The organism is Methylobacterium sp. BTF04, from assembly GCF_010692745.1.
GTDB lineage: Bacteria > Pseudomonadota > Alphaproteobacteria > Rhizobiales > Beijerinckiaceae > Methylobacterium.
In genome coordinates, this window is sequence record NZ_JAAHTB010000041.1 from 14,304 (window position 1) to 33,241 (window position 18,938).

Here is an 18,938-nt window from a genome sequence, read left to right on the forward strand (position 1 = left end):
CCAAAGGCTTGGTGCAATCCGGCAACGGGTGTGGAACAAGAGCCTTCTGCAGCGCTGACGCGACAGACACCGGGATCGAACCCGGATGAACCATCCCGGCCGTACCAGGCCGGAGCGCGAGGGAGAGAACCATCGCATGGCCGCGGACGCCGAACTTCTGATTGATCGTCGGCGCCTGCGCCGGAAGCTCTCCCTGTGGCGCGTGGTCGGGATCGGCGGTCTCGTCGTCGCCGTGGGCGCGGTGGGCTTCCGCGTCAGGAGCGGAGCCGAGGGCATCGGCTTTGGCGCCGTGCGACCCCAGATCGCCCGGATCTCGGTAGGCGGCTTCATCTCCGGCAGCGAGGCGACGACGAGGCTCATCGAGCGCGTGCGCGATGCCAGCGCCGTGCAGGGCGTGGTGGTCTCGATCTCGTCGCCCGGCGGCACCACCACCGGCTCCGAGGAACTCTACCGCAACCTGCGGTCGCTCGCCGAGAAGAAGCCCATGGTGGCCTTCGTCGACGGCACCGCGGCCTCGGGCGCCTACATCGCCGCCATCGCCGCCGACCACATCGTGGCGCGCGAGACCGCGCTCGTCGGCTCCATCGGCGTGCTGTTCCAGTACCCCGACCTCTCGGGTCTCCTCGACAAGGTCGGCGTGAAGGTCGAATCCGTGAAATCCGCGCCGCTCAAGGCCGAGCCGTCGGGCTTCACCCCGACCTCCCCCGAGGCCCGGGCCGCGTTGGCCGCGGTGGTCGGCGACACCTACGCCTGGTTCAAGGGCCTGGTGTCCGAGCGCCGCAAGATGACCGACAAGGAACTCGCGGTGGTCTCCGACGGCCGGGTGTTCAGCGGTCGCCAGAGCGTGCCGCTCAAGCTCATCGACGGGCTCGGCGGCGAGCGGCAGGCCATCGCCTGGCTCGAGACCGAGCGCGGCGTCGCCAAGGACCTGCCGGTGCTCGACTGGAAGCCGAAGTCCCGGAGCGACTTCCCGCTGTGGTCCGCCCTCGGACTCGGAGCCGATCTCGTCGGCCTCGGCGGCCTCGCCACACGTCTGCGCCAGGTGGGCGACGAGACGGCGGGGATCGCCGAGAACGGGCTCCTCGTGGTGTGGCGCCCCAGCCCCGCCGACGCCGTTCGCTGACCCTCGCCCCGCCGCGAAACCACATGACTTCGTGAAGGCCGCCGCATGATCAAGTCGGAGCTCGTGCTCAAGATCGCCGAGCAGAACCCGCATCTCTACCAACGCGACGTCGAGACCCTGGTGAACGCCATTCTCGATACCATCGCGGATGCCCTCGCGAGAGGCGACCGGGTCGAGCTGCGCGGCTTCGGCGCGTTCTCGGTGAAACGTCGTGACGCGCGGCGCGGACGCAACCCGCGCACGGGTGCGGCCGTTGCCGTCTCCGAGAAGGCCATCCCCGTGTTCAAGACCGGCAAGGAGATGCGCCTGCGCCTCAACGAGGCCGGGATCGGCGAGGCATCCGTCTCGGCATCGGCCTCGTAACCCGCCCTATCCGCCCGGAGTCCTCTCGATGATCCGCTTCTTCAAGGGTTTGGTGCTGCTTCCCGTGGCGATCGTCGTCGTGGCTTTGGCCGTGGCCAACCGGGACGCCGTGCGCCTGTCGTTCGATCCGTTCTCGCCCGAGATGCCGGTGTTCAGCGTGACGCTGCCGCTCTACGTGATCCTGTTCCTCGCGGTGGGCATCGGCGTGCTCCTCGGCGGCTGCGGCGCCTGGCTCGGCCAATCCGGGACCCGCCGCACCAGCGCCGAGCGTCGTCGCGAGATTCGCCGGCTCGAAGGCGAGACCGCACGGCTCAAGACCGCCATGCCCGCGAGCGAGAGCCCCGGCAGCCTCTATCGCGGCGCGAGCGACCGCGTCGCCCTGCCGGCGCCGCGCTGATTCCCACGCCATGGCCCCGGTCGCCATCAAGATCTGCGGGCTGAGCACGGAGGCGACCGTCGCGGCCGCCATCGCGGCCGGGGCGGATCTCGTCGGCTTCGTGCATTTCGAGAAGAGCCCGCGCCACGTCAGCCTCGACCGGGGCCGGGTATTGTCGGCGCAGGCGAAGGGCCTGGCCGAGCGCGTGGTCCTGCTCATCGATCCCGACGACACGCTCGTGGCTGCGGCGGTGCAGGCCCTCGATCCCGACTGGATCCAGTTGCATGGCCGCGAATCGCCGGACCGCGTGGCGGCGATTCGTGCGATGACCGGGCGCCGGGTGATGAAGGCGCTGGGCATCGCCACCCGCGCCGATCTCGCCCAGGTGGCGGCCTATGCGGCGACCGCCGACCGGCTCCTCCTCGATGCCAAGCCGCCGCCCGGCGCCGACCTGCCCGGCGGCAACGGCCACGCCTTCGACTGGGATCTGCTGGTGGGCGCGGATCTGCCAGCGACCTATATGCTGTCGGGCGGCCTGACGCCGGACAATGTCGCCGAGGCGCTCGCGCGCACCGGCGCACGAGCCGTGGATGTTTCCTCCGGGGTCGAGACCAGGCCCGGCGAGAAGAGCCCCGAGCGGATGGCGGCTTTCGTCGCCGCCGTGCGGATCTGAAGCCTGACGCGGAAAAGTGGAATCCGGTTTTCCGAGACCGTCACGCGAAACCAATAAGACAGAGCGCGGTGCGGTTTCCGCGAAAACGCACCGCGCGCTCGTCCAGATTTAACGAATCGGCGTGTTGGCCGCATTGTCGAGGGCCCCCGTGCGGGTCTAGGCCTTCGGCCGACCCTGACACTTCGAGGACCACAGCCCGTGACCATCGCTCCCACCCCGAACTCGTTCCGCAACGGCCCGGACGAGCGCGGCCGCTTCGGAATCTTCGGCGGACGCTTCGTGGCCGAGACGCTGATGCCGCTGATCCTAGACCTCGAGAACGCCTACGAGGCGGCCAAGGCCGATCCGGCGTTCCAGGCCGAGATGGACGGTCACCTGACGCATTATGTCGGCCGCCCGAGCCCGCTCTATTACGCCGAGCGCCTGACCGAGTATCTGCGGGCGAAATCCGCCCCGGGCTACGGCGCCAAGGTGTTCTTCAAGCGCGAGGAACTGAACCACACCGGCTCGCACAAGGTGAACAACGTGCTCGGCCAGATCATGCTGGCGCGCCGCATGGGCAAGCCGCGGATCATCGCCGAGACCGGGGCGGGCCAGCACGGCGTCGCCACCGCGACCCTGTGCGCCCGGTTCGGCCTCAAATGCGTAGTCTACATGGGCGCCGTCGACGTGGCGCGGCAGGCTCCCAACGTGTTCCGCATGAAGATGCTCGGCGCCGAGGTGATCCCGGTCCAGTCCGGCACCAAGACGCTCAAGGACGCCATGAACGAGGCCCTGCGCGACTGGGTCACCAACGTCGAGGACACGTTCTACTGCATCGGCACCGTGGCCGGCCCGCACCCGTACCCGGCGATGGTGCGCGACTTCCAGTCGATCATCGGCCGCGAGACCAAGGAGCAGATGATCGAGATGGAAGGGCGCCTGCCCGACTCGCTCATCGCCTGCATCGGCGGCGGCTCCAACGCCATGGGCCTGTTCCACCCGTTCCTCGACGATCCCGAAGTGGAGATCTTCGGCGTCGAGGCCGCCGGTCACGGCATCGCCAGCGGCCTGCACGCCGCCTCCCTGTCGGGGGGCAAGCCCGGCGTGCTGCACGGCAACCGCACCTACCTGCTCCAGGACGGCGACGGCCAGATTTCCGACGCGCACTCGATCTCCGCCGGCCTCGACTATCCGGGCATCGGCCCCGAGCACGCCTGGCTGCACGAGGCCAAGCGCGTGACCTACCTCTCGGCCACCGATACGGAGACCCTGGAGGCGTTCAAGCTGTGCTCGCTGCTGGAGGGCATCATTCCGGCCCTCGAGCCCGCCCACGCCCTCTCCAAGGTGTTCGAGATCGCCCCGACCAAGCCGGCCGACCACCTGATGGTGCTCAACCTCTCGGGCCGCGGCGACAAGGACATCCCGCAGGTGGCCGAAATTCTCGGCACGCATCTCTAGAAACGACCGGGCCAACGCGGGGAACACGGCATCGACGACCCGAACCGTTCCCTGCCGGCGCAGAACGGGCGTTTTCGCGGGTCGGGCCCCGTTGACACCGGAAGGCGGTTTTCACTATACCGCCGATCTCATCGAAACCGCAGCGGCGACGCCCCGCGGCTTCGATATGGCGGGGTAGCTCAGCTGGTTAGAGCAGAGGAATCATAATCCTCGTGTCGGGGGTTCGAGTCCCTCTCCCGCTACCAAGATTTCTCAATCATTCCATGTGGTTGGCCGTCGAGCCCCGAACATAGCGTTCGGGGCTTTTTGCTTCTCGGGCTGTTCTCGGGCTGCGACCCCGAACATTCGTCCCGCCGTCCGCGTCCCAAATCCGGGACTTTGGAAGGTCAAGGACCGTCGATCCGGATCATCCTGCCACGGCTGGCGTGACCTGTTTAAGGGCACGCTCGCGGTGCCCGCGGCCGGCCGGGCGGATCGGTTCAAGCGAGCGAGCTCAGGGCCTCTTCGTCCTCGGGGGTCAACCGCTCCGCCATGAAGCCAACTCCGACGACCATCTGAGCGAGGACGGCGCTCAGCGCGGGCTTGTCGTGGAGAAGGTAGCCGCGGTCGCCGGGCAGGAACGCGATCTGCATCGCCCAGATTTGCGTATAGCGCCGCCTAGGCGGCATCCGGATCTCCCGTTCTAGCGTCACCACCAGGCCGGCGCTCGCACCTGGCGGCGTCACCCTCGGGATCCGGCAGTCCCATGCCATGGCGATACGCTTCAGGATCGCCCTCCTCGACACCATCGTGAGGTCGGCGGCCAGCCAGAGCGGGTGACGCTCAACCCTCTCGACGCCATGCTTCCAGTCGTGGGATCGCCCGCTGGTCTACCATTCGACGTCGTAGATCAGGCGACCGGCCTCGATGCAGACCGGCGGAAGGGGACGGTCCAAGACGCGCTCGGGATCCTCGACATCCTCTTGCTCGACCGTGAACTTCCGATAGGGGACAGGTCGGATGGCGGGGGCGCGGAACTGCATGCCACGAGGATACGTCCCAGCGGTTACTGATACCGCTCTAGCGGGCCGCCTCCCGCGCCCTACGCTCCGGGCCCAGCTTCCGCGCCAGGTCGGCCGGCCTAGATGCCCGCACGAACCCCCGGCTGACCTGTCCGGACAGGGTGACCATCTCCTGCAGGGCATCCCCAAGCGCGCGACGCAGGGCGTCCCGGGCCTCGTTGCCCGACGCACGCCAGCTACCTGGCATCCTGGCTCAAGCTCCTGCGCGGCGACCCAAAGGCGATCTTCACCGCGGCATCAGCGGCAAGCCGGGCTGCAGGGTACCTGACCTCCCTCCAGGCCGAGATGGCACAAGCCGCCTAAGCACTCGGGCCCCGGTGATCCCGGGGCCTCCGATTCTTACCTGGAGACCGCCATGCGCAACGCCATCACAGCCCTCATCCTGTTTGCCTCCCCGGCTGCCGCCGGAGGTTCCGTCCAGCACACGGCTGCCGAGTACCTGGCGGCCTACGGGAAAGCCCGGACTTACGCCTTGGCTCACATGAACCAAGCGGTGCAGCCGTCCTGTCGGAAAACCATAGGGAAGCGCCCGGCCCGGGTCGTCGAACAACGCTGTCTCGATGTCTCCGCTTCAAGGCGGACGGCGTGCGAGGCGGCGGATCAGTGCGCTGCGTTGTTGGACAAGCTCGACCACTACTGCACGTCTTGGAAAGGCGATATCGCCTGCGTCTATCCGGACGAGGGAGGAGAAGTGGTCCTGGACTGGACGAAGCGCGGCTCCTGGAAGTCGAAGGAACCGTAGCCCGCAGGGGCGACTGGACGATCAGGGCCGCTTCATCCGAGTGATCCCGGCTACGTGGCCCGACGTCGGGTCAGCATGTGCTGACGCGTAATCCCTCTCCCTCCCGGGATTACATGACCGATTCGCGCGCTGACCGGGGATTACATGGCTTCGAGGCGTCCCGAGGCATCCCGGCCGGCGTATTCGCCGGTATTACATCGGCGGACCAGGCATCCAAGAGCGAAAGTTGTCATCCCGAGAGGCGATTTCGCCCCTCGTCCAGGCAAGCGGCTGACCCGTATGAGACCATGCAAACCATGGCGGTCATACGCCCTGGAGGCAGACATGCTGACGAGTATCGTACGAGGTTTCCTGCGTTTCGGCGGCTTCATGCCGGAGATCCCGGTGGCGCCACGCCCGGCCCCCGCCAAGCGGCCGGCCCGGTCGAAGAAGGCGGTCCCTGCCAAGCAGGCGGCCCACGCGCCGGCCCCGCCACTGGAGGCGGCCCCTGTCTATAAAGAGCTCCGCCGCAAGCCGACCTACGGCCTGGGGACGGCATGCCGCATGTACGCCGAGTACCTGATCAAGGGCGATTTCGACCGCCTCGATGCGCGAACCCTCGCGGACCTCGCGACGGTGATGGGGCCCGAGATCACGGAGTGGCAGCGTGCGCTGCGCCTCACGCGGCAGGGGCCATGGCGCACGAACGGCGATTTGTCCGAGGACATCGCGAGGGCCGGCGCCAGGCGTCTCATGATCGAACGGCTCGAAACCTGGGAACAGGCGCTTACCGCTCTCGACGCCCGGAACCGCGAGGCCGTGGATATCGGCTGGCCGGTAGAGCCCCCTCTGAAACTGCCTGCGGAAGTCGCGGCGGCCCTAGAAGCCCGTCGCAAGGCAGCCCTGGAGCGCGCCAAGCAGAGAGCTAGGCGTGGAGCCTCTGAGGGCGGCAGCGCCCCCGTGCCGGTCCCGACCGAGGAAGTAGCGCCTCCCCTCGGACCCCGCTGATACGGCGGGGATTACAAATCCGGCATTACAAGTCTATCGCGAAGGGATCAGAGTAATGATTAAGCCAGCCATGGAGGTAATCGCCGCCCTAGACGGCGCTCACCTCCAGCAGACCTCTCCGAGCTCTGTGCTGCCAGGGGCTCCGCCCCGTGGACCCCTAAAGCCACCCCGCCTGCAGGCGGCGTTCGTGACGAGGATGTCGCACGACCTGAACACGGCCGTCGCGGCGGCCGCCAAGGCTGATGGGATCACCGCCGGAGCTTGGGTCCGCGGGCTCATCCTGGACCGGCTGGCGATCGTGTCGGCGGTGGACCGCCGCAGCGGCCGTCCCGTCCACCGGCCCGCCGAGGACACCATCGCCCTCGTCGCGGCGATCCGTGCCCTTGGCGACGTTGGGCACGCGATCAGCAGCAAGGACCTGCCCGCCGCCAAGGCTTCCCTCGCCACCGCGCGGGAGGCCCTGCTCCCGCTCGTCGCGCGGGGGCCCGCGCGGTGATCAGCGGCGCGATGCGGGGCAAGGGGGGCGATGCCCTCGCTCGACACCTCCTCAAGCCGGAGAACGATTCCGTCGACGTGATCCCCCCGCGCGGCCTCGGCAGCGCGGACCTCGTCAACCAGTTGCGCGAGCTCGTCGCCATTTCGAGCGGAGGGAGGACGGATAGGGGCATCTACCACGTCCACTGCGACCCGGACCTGGCGATCGCCGACAACGCCGGCGCCCGGGCGCGGTGGTGGTCGCTGTTCGAGCGGGAGTTCTCGCTGACCGCGCAGCCGATGTGCGGGGCCGTCCACGTCAAGCACTCGCGGATGCACGAGCACCGGGTCTACTCGCTCGTGCGACCGTCCGGGGCGGTGGTAGACCTGGGGTGGGATTTCCTCCGTCGGGAGCGGTGTTCCAGGATCGTCGAGTTCGAGTTCGGCATCCCGATCCTCACGCCTTCGAAGCACGCCAGGTCGATCGTGAAGGCCCTGCGCGAGGCGGGCCGCGAGGACGTGGCCTCATGGATGGAGGCCGCCGGGACGACGGAGATCGCTCGGCCGGTGGCGGCCCTCTCGCCTGTCGAGCGGCTCGTCCAGGAGCGGACGGGCATCGTCCTCGACGACGTCCGCAGGGCTGCCCTGGAGGCATGGAGCGCGAGCGTGGACGGCCCCGGGTTCGAGGCGGCCCTGGCCACGCGGGGGCTGGCGCTGCGGGCGGGCCGGAGCGGTCCCGTCATCGTCGACGCAGCCGGCGAACCCCACCTCGTGACAAGGCTGCTCGGGGCGGCCGCGCGCCGGTTCGAGGGCGAACGGATTCCGGCCGCGACGGTCCGCGGTCGGCTAGCGGAACTCACACTGAAGGAGATGGAACATGGACGTGCAGGCAGAGATCCTGAGGCGGCTCGACGTGCAGGAGAGGCTGCTCCACGCGATCGTGGCGGCCCTGGCGCCGCCGGAGAGCGAGACCGAGACGAGCGGGTTCGCCGACTTGGTCGAGGTGCTGTCGGACTTGACGGTGGCGGTGTCGGACACGGCGCACGTCGTCCAGGCGCTGCGCTCGGACGTCTACGGGCGCTCCCTCCGGCACGTGGAGCCGCTCTCCGCCGGCGCCTGACCTACTTGCACGCCGGGATGTTGGGCTGCGACGCGGCGGTCGAGCGGGCCCGGCACGCGGCCGAGCGCCTCGATGCCGAGATCGACCACGAGAACCGGCGGGCGTGGGCGCTCTGGGGTCTCACCGATATCTGGGGCTTGCCTCTCACCTAGAGGTATCAGGGCCTCGTCGAGGCGGCGCCCGTCGGAGGCGGTCATCGACCTCCTGCCGGCAGAAGTGGTGCCCAACATCAGCCCGGCCAACGACCACCGTCGAACCTTGCCGCCCTGGTCGCCGCCCGTTCGGTCGCTCGGACAAAAGGTGGAGTCGTTCTCCCGCCTCGCGCGTTCACCTCTCAGGCCAGCGGCAGATCAACTGTCGTGGCTTTGAGGAAGCCCGCATGCAGTCCGATACGCCTCGTCCCGGCGACGATCCAACTCCCCCCATCGGTGATCCGGCTCCGGGTCCTACGTCGCCTGAAGGCGATCCGCCCGTCGACGTTCCTGCACCTCAACCGCCGGGCCCAATCGACCAACGGTAAGCCAACCACCAGCAGGCGACCTGCCTGTTGGTCACGGTCGCGATGCCGATCAGGCGGTTCTCGGTAGGGCCGTCATCGAACCAGGCAGTTGGGGAACACCGGATGCCGACCAAGCGCACTTTGATCCACGCCGACTCCAACGACGACCGCTAGTTTCTCTGTCACGGCGGCGATCAGGCCGACGCGTTCGTGTTCGACGAGCCGAACGGTCCTTCTGTTGGAAACCTGGTTCGCATCGAACTCTCGGCTTTCCTCGGATCCAACAAGGGCTCGCCTGAGCACCGTGCCCTTCTCACGATGATCGGTTCCCTGGTCGAGGCCGGACATACCGATCCCGTTCGTGGACCCGAACCCGGAACAGCCGGTGCCGAGCCGACGCCGGGCGAGGCCACCACCACGATCTGACCTGCTTCCATTCACGCCGGAGACCGCCATGGCCATCGACTTTCGTTCGGAACTGCGTCGGCCCGTCCCGTTCAGCCTTGCCGTGGTGGCGGCGGCTCTCTTGGTCTGGCTGATCGTGGCCTCCATCGCCGGCTCGAAGCAGAAGAGCGCGCGCGACCATCACATCGCCGACCTTAAGACCCAGCAGACGGCTCTCCAGGGCGACCTCGACCGTGAGAGGCAGACGGCAGGTACCCTCGCCGCGCTGCAGGCCAAGATCGCCGCGGCCGAGACACAGGACAAGCAGGCGAATCAGGCTGCAGAGCAATCCAGGTCCAAGGCGGCGGCACTAGCGACCGAGCAACAGGCGGCTGAGCAGAAGGCGACCGAGGCCAAGGCCGCGTCCGATGCCGAGACGAAGAGACTTTCCGACCTTCAGGCCCAGGTCTCCCAAGCCGAACAGAAGCTCGCGCCGATGAAGGACGCCACAACGGCGGCCGAGCAGGCGGCGACTGCCCGGACCAAGGAACTCGCCGACATCGGGCGTCGCCTTGAGGAGGCCCGGCAGCAGGAAGCCAAGCTGCGGGCTGACCTCGCGACCATGGCTCAGGAAGCGACCAACAAGACGATCGACCTCGCCAAGGCCGAGGAGAGCCAGCAGAAGGCGCGCGAGGGTTCAGCAGGTGCCCAGAAGGAACTCGCCGAAGCCCGGACCGCCACCGAGCAGGCTACGAAGCAGAAGGCGGACCTGGAGCAGGTCATCACCGGTCTGAACGCCAACCGCGAGAAGCTTACGACGGATATCGCTCAAGCTGGCCAGGAAATGCAGCAGGCCAAGGACAGGCTGGCGGCGGCTCAGAAGGAAATTGCGACGGCCCAGTCCGAACGCGACCGGGTGATCGCCGAGCGTAGCCAAGCCGAGCAGGCGGTCCAGAAGCTGACTGCCGACCGCGAAGGCGCGACCTCCGCCGTCGAGGCTCTCCAGACGAGGCAGGCAGAAGCCCAGGCACAACTTGCGACGCTGACCGAAACATTGGCCACCCGCAACAAGGATATGGCAGCCCTCGAAGACCGCCTCGGCGCGACTCGACAGGAACTGGCGGCGGTCCAGGCCAAGCTCGCGGAGGTGCGCCAGCTTTTGTCCGATCAACCGCCGGCCATGACCGTACATCCCGCTCCGACACAGCCGACGCTTCCGAACGTGGTCCCGAAGGCGGACTGAGTCGGTCGCGGTCTGAATGAACCTCGCCCTCAGTTTGGGCTTACAAGCGGCTCATCAGAGCTCTAACCGGCGTCCGAGATTGAGAGGCGAGCCTTATTCGCTTCTCAATCTCGTCGGCTGAAAGGATTTCATCTATGAGCCACGTCCTGATCTAAGGTCGAATACCTTGCCGGTCTGATCTTGAATGGTGGTTGCGAAACCAAGGACTTCGGCCACCTTTACGGCGAGTTGCTCGCGCTTGAACGGCTTACCAATCAGGTTGACGCCCTCGTCGAGGCGACCATGATGGACGATGGAGTTCTCGGTGTAGCCCGACATGAACACCACCTTCACTTCCGGCCGCATCGCCAGGATGCGCTCGGCCAGCTCCCGGCCCCTGACCTCGCCCGGAAGGATGACGTCGGTCAGCAAGAGGTCGATGCTTGCAGCGTTGGCTCCAAAGACTCGTAGTCCATCCTCACCGTCCGACGCCTCCAGCACGCGATATCCGAGATCGCCCAGGATCGCGCAGGCGATCTCGCGCACTGCGGGCTCGTCCTCCACCACCAACACCGTCGCCGAACCGCGCGGTAGCTCGATGGGCGATACCGAGCGCTGGCCAGTAACCCGGACCATACCCAACGCGCGCGGCAGGTAGATCTTCACGGTCGTGCCCTGCCCAGGCTCGGAGTAGATCTTCACGTGCCCGCCGGACTGCTTGACGAACCCGAACACCATCGCGAGGCCGAGGCCGGTGCCCTTGCCGTCGGGCTTGGTCGTGAAGAACGGCTCGAACACGCGGGCGACCACTTCGGGCGTCATCCCGTGGCCGGTGTCGGAGACCGCAACCATGGCATAGTCGCCCGGTATTACCTCGGCGTGGGCCCTTGCGTAGGCGTCGTCCAGCACCTTGTTCCCGAGTTCGATGGTAAGCCGTCCCCCGCCGGACATCGCGTCTCGTGCATTCAGTGCGAGGTTCAGGACCGCGCTCTCCAATTGCGCGGGGTCAGCCATCGCCGGCCACAGGCCAGCCGTCTCGACGTAACGCACATCGATATGCTCGCCGAGAGTCCGGCGCATCAGCGGGATCAAGTCGGGCATCGTTGCCGCGATGTCGATGGCGGCCGGTGCTAGCGGCTGCTTGCGGGCGAAGGCGAGGAGTTGGCCGGTCAGCGTCGCGCCGCGCTGTGCCGCCCAGGTGGCGCGCTCGATCCGGGTCTGGAGCTTGACGTCTCCTTCGAGCTTCGCCCGGACGAATTCCAAGTTTCCGAGGATGACCTGCAGCAGGTTGTTGAAGTCATGTGCGATGCCGCCGGTGAGCTGGCCGATGGCCTGCATCTTCTGCGCCTCGCGTAGGACGGCCTCGGCCTGGGCGCGCTTGGTCATGTCCGAGATGGTCAGGACGAAGCCACCGTCCGGCATCGGGGTGCGGCGGATCTCAAGATGGTGTCCGTCGGCGCGTGTTCCCTCGTACGTGATGGTCTCGGCCGCATCCCGGCTGCCGTGTTGGACCTGTTCCTCGCTTTCCAGCGCAGGCCGTCCAGGCTCGCTGGTATGCTCGGCGAACGCCGCGTAGGCGGCGCCTGGCCGAACCATCGCCTTGGGCAGGTCGAGCAGCGCCTGGAAGCAACCGTTCCAGTGCTTCAGCTTCCCGTCCGCACCGAACACGGCAACGCCTTGGCTAAGGCTATCGAGGGTGGTTCGCAGGCGAAGGACAAGGGCACGCTGAGCTATCTCTGACTTGAAGGAGCGTGACCATGCATCGTTCAGCAACTTGGCGGCTACGATCAAGGTGAGGATGGCGAGCCCCGAGCCTGCGATGACCAGCCACCGCACCCAGGCGGCGCGCGCGTCGCTGTCGGTGTGGCGGCTGGCAAGGAGGGCTTGCTCGTCGGCGAGCATCTCGGAGAGCGTGCCCTCGGCCGCACGCATGAAGCCGCGGCCCGCATCGGTGTCGACGATGCGCAGGGCCGCCTCGAAGCCCCCGTCACGGCGGGCCTGCACCGTCTGGGCAAGTTCCTCAAGTTTGTGCTGGATCGTCGGCCCCAACGAACGCAGGCGTTTTTCCTGCGCCGGGTTGTCCGCCGTCAGCTTACGGAGTTCGCCCTGCAGCAGGCTGATGCGGTCACGCGCGGTGTCGTAGGGCCTGAGGTAGTCGTCCTTTCCGGTAAGAAGATACCCACGCTGGCCTCGCTCTGCGTCTCGCAGCGCGATGGCGAGGTCCTTCATCGTAGTCAGCACCTCGTAGCTGTGCCGAGACCATTCCCGGGCATCGCGCGCGGCGTTCATACGCTCCCACGTCGCCGTACCGACCAGGGCGAGAAGGGCCAGTAAGACGCCGAGGACGAGGATGTTTGCACGCGCGACGAGATGCTTGGTCATGTCGGCGTCTCGCGTGTCTCAATCGGCTGGTGGCGGAAGCGGGAGCGCCAATATGGAAAGTCGGGCATCCCATTGGAGTTAGCCGATTCAACGGGCTTGAGATTTAGCATCCTTTGCGGCCGTAATACAGAATCCCCAGCGCCGAACGGGGCGACCCAATTTCCCCCTGAATTCCTGCGTCCCGGTGTCCGAGACCAGCGTGGAAACCCACGACACCTCCCGATGTTGTCCCATCCACAGGGATGCGCTCGGCGTGGACGATCCCTCGGCGTTGTGTTGCGGCGCCTCAAGGGCGCGCGGAAGGTGGTTCAGGGGATGGTTCGAGTCGTGTGCGGGGCGACCGGGATCGACCTGAGGCTTCTGGAGGCAGCGGTCGAGGCGGCCGGTGAGGCCATTCTGATCACCACTGCCGATCTCGACGAGCCCGGACCGAGCATTGTCTACGCGAACCCGGCCTTCACCCGCCTGACCGGATACGAAGCCCACGAAGTCGTCGGGCGCAGCCCGCGGTTCCTGCAAGGGCCCCTGACCGACCGACCGCCCCTCGAAGCCACCCGCGCCTCGCTTAGCGAAGGGGCAGCTTTTCAGGGCGAGGCGCTCAATTATCGCAAGGACGGCTCGACCTACATGGTCGAGTGGTTGATCACGCCGGTCCGCGATGCCGATGGCCGGATAACGCACTGGGTCTCGGCGCAGCGTAACGTCACCGAGCGACGGGCGTTCGAAGACCGACAGACCATGATGGTGCGCGAGCTCCATCATCGCGTGAAGAACACCCTGGCTACCGTTCAGGCCGTCCTGAACGCCACCATGCGGTCGTCCTTGACGATGGCCGAGTTCGGGCGGGCCTTCACGGGGCGCATCGTGTCACTGGCCAGGACCCACGCGCTCATCACCGAGGACGAAGCGCAGGTCGCCTGTTTCGAGGGACTGCTGCGGGCCGAACTCGATCCCTACAACGAAAATGGTCGTATCAGGTTGGACGGACCGAAACTCAGGCTGCCGTCCGACCTCGCAGTGCCGATCAGCATGGCGCTGCACGAGCTCACCACCAATGCGGTCCGGCATGGGGCGCTGGCGCATCCCGGCGGCCGGGTCGTCGTCACGTGGACGGTCGAGGACGGGTCGGACGGGCGATGCTTCGCCTGGGTCTGGAACGAGCATGACGGGCCGCCGCCGACGCTGCCGACGCGGGAGGGTTTCGGAACGCGGTTGCTCAACAGGATCCTGACGGCCCAGGTTTCGGCCCAGGTCGACGTCGCTCAGGACGAAGACGGTTTACGCATCACCGTCCGGGTGCCGCTCAACGGTCGATGATCGGCCGCTTTGACAATCCCCAACCCCTATCTGTTCCATTGCTTATGGTCGGCCGACAAGGACGGTCATGTCCGCCAGGCAAGGCGCGGAACCGCCTCACCCCATTCGTGCTACCGATGGCTTCGAGCTACGGTCGGAAGGAGGCATCCATGTCATCGAGAGCACCCTTCAAATCGCGTCCGGACCGGTCAAGCTGCCTCACGGAGATCGGCACTTGCATCGTCGAGGCGGAGACCACCACCTTCGCGCAAGCCGAGACCATCCGAATTTTGAGCCGCACGGGATTCGATACCACCGAAGCCTTGGGCGCACTTTGGGACGGGATGGATGAGTTGGCCATGCTGCGGGAAGTGAGACGCACCCTTGAGATGTGAAGGCGTCTCCACGAGGGGCGCAACGGCTGGTAGCGCAACCTCCCCTCGCCTCCTCGAAAGAGGGTGTCCACTCCGAAAATTGCATCGTGCCACCCGCCGAGGCCATCACTGCGCTCGACTTGTCAAACAGCATTGGAACGGGACCCCGGATCGGCTTCCAATCGGGGGTCTGACTCACTTTCGGTGCAGGCGAGTTGACGAATCTCGGCTTCGGCCATCGGAGATCCTGCCATGTCCCGCAACCTGGATGCGGCTTCCGTCATCCCGCGCGGCCTCGTCGTCGATCACGTCGCTGCCGGTGCCGGCCTGACAATTACTGCTCGGCCGGTCGCTGCGTCGGCCCGGTGCCCAGGCTGTGATCGACCTTCGTCGCGGATCCATAGCCGCTACACGCGCACCCTGTCGGATCTGCCGGTCGCTGGCAGACGGGTCGTGATTACGGTGAGCGTCCGCCGCTTCCGTTGCGTCGAGGTCGATTGCCGGACCAGGATCTTCGCCGAGCGACTCGGGCCGGACCTGGCCCCAGCCTATGCGCGGCGCACGACCCGCCTCGACTGCATTGTGCATCATCTCGGTCTCGCGCTCGGTGGCAGGCCTGCCGCCAGCTTCGCCCGTCGGCTCATGGTGCCGGCCAGCCGCGATACACTTCTACGAACCGTGCGTCGCCGTGCCGTTCGCCCGGCAGAGCGCCCGAGCGTTGTCGGAATCGACGATTGGGCTTTCCGGCGGGGACAGCGCTACGGCACGCTGGTCTGCGACCTGGAGCGTCGTCGCGTCGTGGCCCTGCTGCCGGATCGCGAGAGCGGCACCATCGAGGCGTGGCTTGCGGCCCATCCCGAGATCACCCTCGTCGCCCGTGATCGCGGTGGCTGCTACGGCGAGGCCACGACGCGAGCGCTGCCCCATGCCGTTCAGGTCGCCGACCGATGGCACTTGATGGAGAATGTCAGCGCCGCCTTCCTCGATGCCGTGCGCAAGTCGATGTCCGTCATCCGCATCGCGGTCGGCGCCGGGACGGTGGATCCCGAACGGCTGACCTGTGCCGAGCGTCTCCAGTACGAGGGCTATCTGCGGAGAGAGGCGACAGGCGAGGCGATCCTGGCCCTGTCGCGACAGGGCATGCCGATCAAGAAGATTGCCCGAGCGACTGGCCACAGCCGTAAGCTCGTTCGCAACGTGCTACGCGGCCTGACCAGCGACGTATTCCGCGCCCGCCAGAGCAGCCTGGACGCCTATCTGCGCCAGCTCGATGCCGAATGGACAGCTGGCTGCCGCAACGGGGCCGAACTCTGGCGGCGGCTTCGTGCCAGCGGGTTCACCGGCAGTCGGCGGGTGGTCGGGGAATGGGCGACGCGCCGCCGGCGCAGCGAGCATGCGCCGGAAGGATCGCCGGGCAAGGTGCCGTCAGCACGTATCCTCTCCCGCCTGATGACGACGGGGCGGGACAGACTGACGAAGGCCGAAGCCGTTCTCGTGGCGACGATCGAGGCGGAGGTGCCGATGCTCGATGAGGCAAGGGGCTTACTGTCGCGCTTCCAAGCCATGATCCGAGAGCGAAAGCGACCCGATCTCGACGCCTGGATCGTGGCTGCAGCACGCAGCCTACTGGCATCCTTCGCCAGTGGTCTCCTCAAAGACAAGGTGGCTGTCGCTGCAGCGCTGACGGAGCCGTGGTCGAACGGCCAGACCGAGGGGCAGATCACCCGCCTGAAGCTCGTGACGCGGCAGATGTTCGGCCGCGCTAAACTCGACCTCCTCGAAGCTCGACTGATCGGCGCGCTCTGAGACGATCAGCATCGAGATTGCGTCAGACCCCCGTTTGGAAGCCGATCACCCCGAAAACGGGGGTCTTATTCCACGCCTAAACACACTCGACTGTCGTCCGGTTTCGCAGGCGGTTAAGCCCTACGATGGGCATCCGACGCGGTGGGATGAATGCATGGCCCAGACGAACTGGGCTGTGGATGCGGGAAGCACGGTCACTCCGGCCCGGTCTCGGCGAATGCCGATCAGCCCGCCGCACCGATGAATGCCGAGGCGGCCGCCGCTGCGAGCATGGGGTAACCTTGGAGAGTGATCGACCGACAACCGCGATCACGCCGCCTTTGGTCGTCGTTCTCGATCCGGCCTGTCTCGCGGCGCTCAATGACTAAGATATCCTCGACACCGCGCCCGAGAAGGGTTTCGACGACGTCGTCCTGCTCGCCCGCAACATCTGCGACACCCCGGTCGCACTCGTCAGCCTCGTCACCGGTAAACGTCAGTGGTTCATTGCGCGCATCGGCTTCCCGGCTTGCGAGACCAACCTGAACTCTTCGGTTTGCGCCCACGACCTGTCCGAGCCCGCCCCCCTCGTCATCCTAGAACTGACGCTGGACCCGCGTACCCGGTCGAACCCGCTCGTCATTGGCGATCCGCATATCCGGTTCCACGCCGGCGCACCTCTACGCACCTTCTCGGGCGAGACGCTCGGCAACCTATGCGTGTGGACGCCAAGCCCCGCCCCGAGGGACTATCCGCCAAACAGGCCGAGTGCCTGCGGGCACTGGCCGGGCAAGTCATGGCCCAAATGGAGCTTCACCGTGCGTTCGCTATCCAACGTCGGGTGCTCAACCAGCGCGAGGCGCTGATCCGGACCCAGGCGACCGTTTTGGCCGCGCGCGGGGACCTGAGCATCATCCTCGATGCCCTAGTGACCGGCCCGATGGAAGGGCTCTCGCAGGCCGAGGGCGGCGTGATCGAGGTCCGCGACTGTGACGAGTTCGTCTACCATGCCATCAGCGGCACCCTCATCCAATACGGCGGCTTTCGCGTGCCGTTGCATGGCAGCCACTCGGGAAGCTGCCTCCTCGCCGGTGAGCCCGCTTTGGTCCCGGACGTACATTTGGACGACCGCGTCAGGCAGGACCTTGCCGAGGACATGCGCCTGCGGTCCTGCGTCTTGCTCCCGGTGTGGCCCGGCGGAAAGGCCGTCGCCGTCCTCAAGCTGCAATCGAACCAGCCCAACGCCGTTTCACAGGCCGACCTAACCTATGCGCAGGTCGTGGCTGGCACTGTATCGGTCGGTTTCGCAGAGGCCGGCGAGGCCGCGGCCCGGCGTGAGGTCGGTCGTAGCGAGCGCCGCCGTCAAGCCGTCTTCGACAGTGCCATCGACTACGCCATCATCTTAGGCGGTTTCAGTGCCATGTCGCGGTCGAATCCTCGAAGTGGGTTCAGGCGACCGTCGTCCGACGGCTTGTCTTGAAGGTAATCCAGCAAGATCTCGTTTTCGAGCGCTTGGCGCTGCACGTCCTCAAGGTCGGGAAGGATGTTATCGTCCGAGGCGTCGTGCGCGGAGATGAGATTCACCGCGCCTGCCATAGTCTCGAACTCGACTAGGACTTCCGCCTGGGCGTACTGATCGTTCGGATCGATGCAGGCGTGGTTGGGCATCCTTGTCCTCCGGCATGGTTATGGGGTCGAAACCGTGGTGTTTAGGGCGAGCTCGTGGTGCCCCCCCTCCTCAACGCGCTTTCGGTTCGTGGGACGGCATCCACCCCCGCTTCAACAAGTCCTGTATGCAATGGCTATTGATACGATTACTTTATCGTATCAATCCAGTTATATTGTTATAATTCAGAAGATCAATTAACGATTATAAAAGCATTGGGCTGAAACGAGATGATGTATCCCGCCAGTAATCGTTGATTATTTCGCCTTCCAAGATCAATCGTTGATTGTTGTCAAGGCGGGCTAGGACGTCGACGTCATCAACGTCGCGTGCAGAGATAAGATTTACCCTGCCACTAATTGACTGGAACTCCACCAAGACTTCCGCTTGGGCACTCGGGTCGGTCGGATCGATACAGACGTGTTCGGGCATCGTCGTCCTCCGGCACTGCTGCGGTGGTCGAAGCAGGTACACCGCGGACAAGCGCGTGCGACGCGACTTCGCAGAAGTCCGATGGGGGGAGTGAGATCGGGTCGATATCCCCGTGCATCGACTCGACGACCGAGAGGTCGCTTGGGGCATGCAGGATATCAGGCAACCCAAATGGTAAGGCGAACCGTTTATGGCGACCGGATATTCATAATTGCCGCCGCGCAGGTAACGATACCGTATTTTCTGACGCTGGCTGCGGCGCTTTTTTGTGTTTGCCATCGGTTTCGTGACTCGTCCCACTGTCGTGGTTGGCGGCTCCATCTGCCCTGTGATCGTCATCGCGGCATCCACCGATAACCCTACGGTCTTCCTGAGGAGCGCATCTACGAACTCGACTGTTTGGACGTCATCACGGGCGCCGGGTAACGGCATTCGTCCAGGCTGAGCACCCCGCGACGCCATGAGCCAATTTCGTTGCCCATCACCTAGCCCGTCTTATTCATGAGGGCAGTGGATCTGAGGCGGCGAGCGTAGCGTAA

20 protein-coding genes, 1 tRNA gene and 1 pseudogene are annotated in these 18,938 nt (G+C 66.2%); 18 read left to right on the forward strand and 4 right to left on the reverse strand.

The genetic code is table 11. The features are described 5' to 3' along the window. Window positions 1-136: 136 nt before the first annotated feature. The 6 genes from sppA to G3T14_RS19240 all read left to right on the forward strand — a co-directional run bounded on the left by sppA (window position 137) and on the right by G3T14_RS19240 (window position 4,220). Window positions 137-1,123 carry a signal peptide peptidase SppA gene (gene sppA, locus G3T14_RS19215; RefSeq protein ID WP_163644152.1) on the forward strand — a complete coding sequence of 329 codons (987 nt, stop codon included), beginning with the start codon at window positions 137-139 and terminating at the stop codon, window positions 1,121-1,123. Between the two features lie 45 nt (window positions 1,124-1,168). After that, window positions 1,169-1,486 (forward strand): integration host factor subunit beta, encoded by a 318-nt coding sequence (ihfB, locus tag G3T14_RS19220; RefSeq protein ID WP_163644153.1) that lies wholly within the window; start codon window positions 1,169-1,171, stop codon window positions 1,484-1,486. Between the two features lie 28 nt (window positions 1,487-1,514). Then, window positions 1,515-1,883 carry a LapA family protein gene (locus G3T14_RS19225; RefSeq protein WP_163644154.1) on the forward strand — a complete coding sequence of 123 codons (369 nt, stop codon included), beginning with the start codon at window positions 1,515-1,517 and terminating at the stop codon, window positions 1,881-1,883. A gap of 10 nt (window positions 1,884-1,893) precedes the next feature. After that, window positions 1,894-2,535: a phosphoribosylanthranilate isomerase gene (locus G3T14_RS19230; RefSeq protein WP_163644155.1), complete on the forward strand. Its 642-nt coding sequence runs from the start codon at window positions 1,894-1,896 to the stop codon at window positions 2,533-2,535. Window positions 2,536-2,733: 198 nt separating this feature from the next. Next, the gene (gene trpB, locus G3T14_RS19235) at window positions 2,734-3,975 is read left to right on the forward strand and encodes a tryptophan synthase subunit beta (protein ID WP_163644156.1); all 1,242 of its coding nucleotides are present in this window, start codon (window positions 2,734-2,736) and stop codon (window positions 3,973-3,975) included. Between the two features lie 168 nt (window positions 3,976-4,143). Beyond that, a tRNA-Met gene (locus G3T14_RS19240) sits at window positions 4,144-4,220 on the forward strand. A gap of 234 nt (window positions 4,221-4,454) precedes the next feature. Here the strand turns inward: G3T14_RS19240 and G3T14_RS19245 are convergent. Beyond that, on the reverse strand, window positions 4,455-4,700 hold the full coding sequence (locus G3T14_RS19245) for a hypothetical protein (RefSeq protein WP_163644157.1): 246 nt from the start codon (window positions 4,698-4,700) through the stop codon (window positions 4,455-4,457). A gap of 334 nt (window positions 4,701-5,034) precedes the next feature. Next, window positions 5,035-5,223, reverse strand: coding sequence for a hypothetical protein (locus G3T14_RS19250; protein ID WP_163644158.1), 189 nt, complete (start codon window positions 5,221-5,223; stop codon window positions 5,035-5,037). Between G3T14_RS19250 and G3T14_RS19255 the strand changes: the two are divergent. From G3T14_RS19255 to G3T14_RS19285, 7 genes and pseudogenes are all read left to right on the forward strand, one after another. Further along, a pseudogene (locus G3T14_RS19255) lies at window positions 5,199-5,339 on the forward strand (zincin-like metallopeptidase domain-containing protein); the annotation flags it as partial. The gene G3T14_RS19250 and the pseudogene G3T14_RS19255 overlap by 25 nt on opposite strands. A gap of 52 nt (window positions 5,340-5,391) precedes the next feature. Beyond that, window positions 5,392-5,778 (forward strand): hypothetical protein, encoded by a 387-nt coding sequence (locus tag G3T14_RS19260; RefSeq protein ID WP_163644159.1) that lies wholly within the window; start codon window positions 5,392-5,394, stop codon window positions 5,776-5,778. Between the two features lie 324 nt (window positions 5,779-6,102). Next, complete coding sequence (locus G3T14_RS19265; RefSeq protein ID WP_163644160.1) at window positions 6,103-6,765, forward strand: hypothetical protein; 663 nt, start codon at window positions 6,103-6,105, stop codon at window positions 6,763-6,765. A gap of 187 nt (window positions 6,766-6,952) precedes the next feature. Beyond that, complete coding sequence (locus tag G3T14_RS19270; RefSeq protein WP_163644161.1) at window positions 6,953-7,261, forward strand: hypothetical protein; 309 nt, start codon at window positions 6,953-6,955, stop codon at window positions 7,259-7,261. An 11-nt stretch (window positions 7,262-7,272) separates the two neighbouring features. Next, on the forward strand, window positions 7,273-8,511 hold the full coding sequence (locus tag G3T14_RS19275) for a hypothetical protein (RefSeq protein ID WP_204262948.1): 1,239 nt from the start codon (window positions 7,273-7,275) through the stop codon (window positions 8,509-8,511). A gap of 557 nt (window positions 8,512-9,068) precedes the next feature. Further along, window positions 9,069-9,284 (forward strand): hypothetical protein, encoded by a 216-nt coding sequence (locus G3T14_RS19280; protein WP_246733430.1) that lies wholly within the window; start codon window positions 9,069-9,071, stop codon window positions 9,282-9,284. Between the two features lie 28 nt (window positions 9,285-9,312). Continuing rightward, a complete protein-coding gene (locus G3T14_RS19285; RefSeq protein WP_163644163.1) occupies window positions 9,313-10,485 on the forward strand; it encodes a chromosome partitioning protein ParA in 1,173 nt (390 codons plus the stop codon). 132 nt (window positions 10,486-10,617) lie between these two features. On the opposite strand, the gene G3T14_RS19290 is transcribed toward G3T14_RS19285, so the two are convergent. Beyond that, the gene (locus G3T14_RS19290; RefSeq protein WP_163644164.1) at window positions 10,618-12,846 is read right to left on the reverse strand and encodes a CHASE3 domain-containing protein; all 2,229 of its coding nucleotides are present in this window, start codon (window positions 12,844-12,846) and stop codon (window positions 10,618-10,620) included. A gap of 315 nt (window positions 12,847-13,161) precedes the next feature. On the opposite strand from G3T14_RS19290, the gene G3T14_RS19295 reads away from it, so the two are divergent. From G3T14_RS19295 to G3T14_RS19305, 3 genes are all read left to right on the forward strand, one after another. Then, window positions 13,162-14,163 carry an HWE histidine kinase domain-containing protein gene (locus G3T14_RS19295; RefSeq protein WP_163644165.1) on the forward strand — a complete coding sequence of 334 codons (1,002 nt, stop codon included), beginning with the start codon at window positions 13,162-13,164 and terminating at the stop codon, window positions 14,161-14,163. A 149-nt stretch (window positions 14,164-14,312) separates the two neighbouring features. Further along, a complete protein-coding gene (locus tag G3T14_RS19300; RefSeq protein ID WP_163644166.1) occupies window positions 14,313-14,537 on the forward strand; it encodes a hypothetical protein in 225 nt (74 codons plus the stop codon). A gap of 231 nt (window positions 14,538-14,768) precedes the next feature. Beyond that, on the forward strand, window positions 14,769-16,322 hold the full coding sequence (locus G3T14_RS19305; protein ID WP_163644167.1) for an ISL3 family transposase: 1,554 nt from the start codon (window positions 14,769-14,771) through the stop codon (window positions 16,320-16,322). A gap of 224 nt (window positions 16,323-16,546) precedes the next feature. Here G3T14_RS19305 and G3T14_RS19310 read toward each other — a convergent pair whose 3' ends face one another. Next, a complete protein-coding gene (locus G3T14_RS19310; protein ID WP_163644168.1) occupies window positions 16,547-16,867 on the reverse strand; it encodes a hypothetical protein in 321 nt (106 codons plus the stop codon). Here G3T14_RS19310 and G3T14_RS25560 point away from each other — a divergent pair. Continuing rightward, window positions 16,751-17,167: a GAF domain-containing protein gene (locus G3T14_RS25560; RefSeq protein WP_348645308.1), complete on the forward strand. Its 417-nt coding sequence runs from the start codon at window positions 16,751-16,753 to the stop codon at window positions 17,165-17,167. The genes G3T14_RS19310 and G3T14_RS25560 overlap by 117 nt on opposite strands. After that, window positions 17,107-17,781 (forward strand): GAF domain-containing protein, encoded by a 675-nt coding sequence (locus tag G3T14_RS19315; RefSeq protein ID WP_348645309.1) that lies wholly within the window; start codon window positions 17,107-17,109, stop codon window positions 17,779-17,781. The genes G3T14_RS25560 and G3T14_RS19315 overlap by 61 nt, the downstream gene beginning before the upstream one ends. The last annotated feature ends 1,157 nt before the right edge of the window (window positions 17,782-18,938 follow it).

Bases quoted from the DNA above. Each gene is read 5' to 3' on its own strand.
- sppA (WP_163644152.1), top strand. From the start codon at position 137: ATGGCCGCGGACGCCGAACTTCTGATTGATCGTCGGCGCCTGCGCCGG.
- ihfB (WP_163644153.1), top strand. From the start codon at position 1,169: ATGATCAAGTCGGAGCTCGTGCTCAAGATCGCCGAGCAGAACCCGCAT.
- G3T14_RS19225 (WP_163644154.1), top strand. From the start codon at position 1,515: ATGATCCGCTTCTTCAAGGGTTTGGTGCTGCTTCCCGTGGCGATCGTC.
- G3T14_RS19230 (WP_163644155.1), top strand. From the start codon at position 1,894: ATGGCCCCGGTCGCCATCAAGATCTGCGGGCTGAGCACGGAGGCGACC.
- G3T14_RS19250 (WP_163644158.1), bottom strand. From the start codon at position 5,223: ATGCCAGGTAGCTGGCGTGCGTCGGGCAACGAGGCCCGGGACGCCCTG.
- G3T14_RS19260 (WP_163644159.1), top strand. From the start codon at position 5,392: ATGCGCAACGCCATCACAGCCCTCATCCTGTTTGCCTCCCCGGCTGCC.
- G3T14_RS19265 (WP_163644160.1), top strand. From the start codon at position 6,103: ATGCTGACGAGTATCGTACGAGGTTTCCTGCGTTTCGGCGGCTTCATG.
- G3T14_RS19275 (WP_204262948.1), top strand. From the start codon at position 7,273: ATGCGGGGCAAGGGGGGCGATGCCCTCGCTCGACACCTCCTCAAGCCG.
- G3T14_RS19285 (WP_163644163.1), top strand. From the start codon at position 9,313: ATGGCCATCGACTTTCGTTCGGAACTGCGTCGGCCCGTCCCGTTCAGC.
- G3T14_RS19290 (WP_163644164.1), bottom strand. From the start codon at position 12,846: ATGACCAAGCATCTCGTCGCGCGTGCAAACATCCTCGTCCTCGGCGTC.
- G3T14_RS19295 (WP_163644165.1), top strand. From the start codon at position 13,162: ATGGTTCGAGTCGTGTGCGGGGCGACCGGGATCGACCTGAGGCTTCTG.
- G3T14_RS19300 (WP_163644166.1), top strand. From the start codon at position 14,313: ATGTCATCGAGAGCACCCTTCAAATCGCGTCCGGACCGGTCAAGCTGC.
- G3T14_RS19305 (WP_163644167.1), top strand. From the start codon at position 14,769: ATGTCCCGCAACCTGGATGCGGCTTCCGTCATCCCGCGCGGCCTCGTC.
- G3T14_RS19315 (WP_348645309.1), top strand. From the start codon at position 17,107: ATGGAGCTTCACCGTGCGTTCGCTATCCAACGTCGGGTGCTCAACCAG.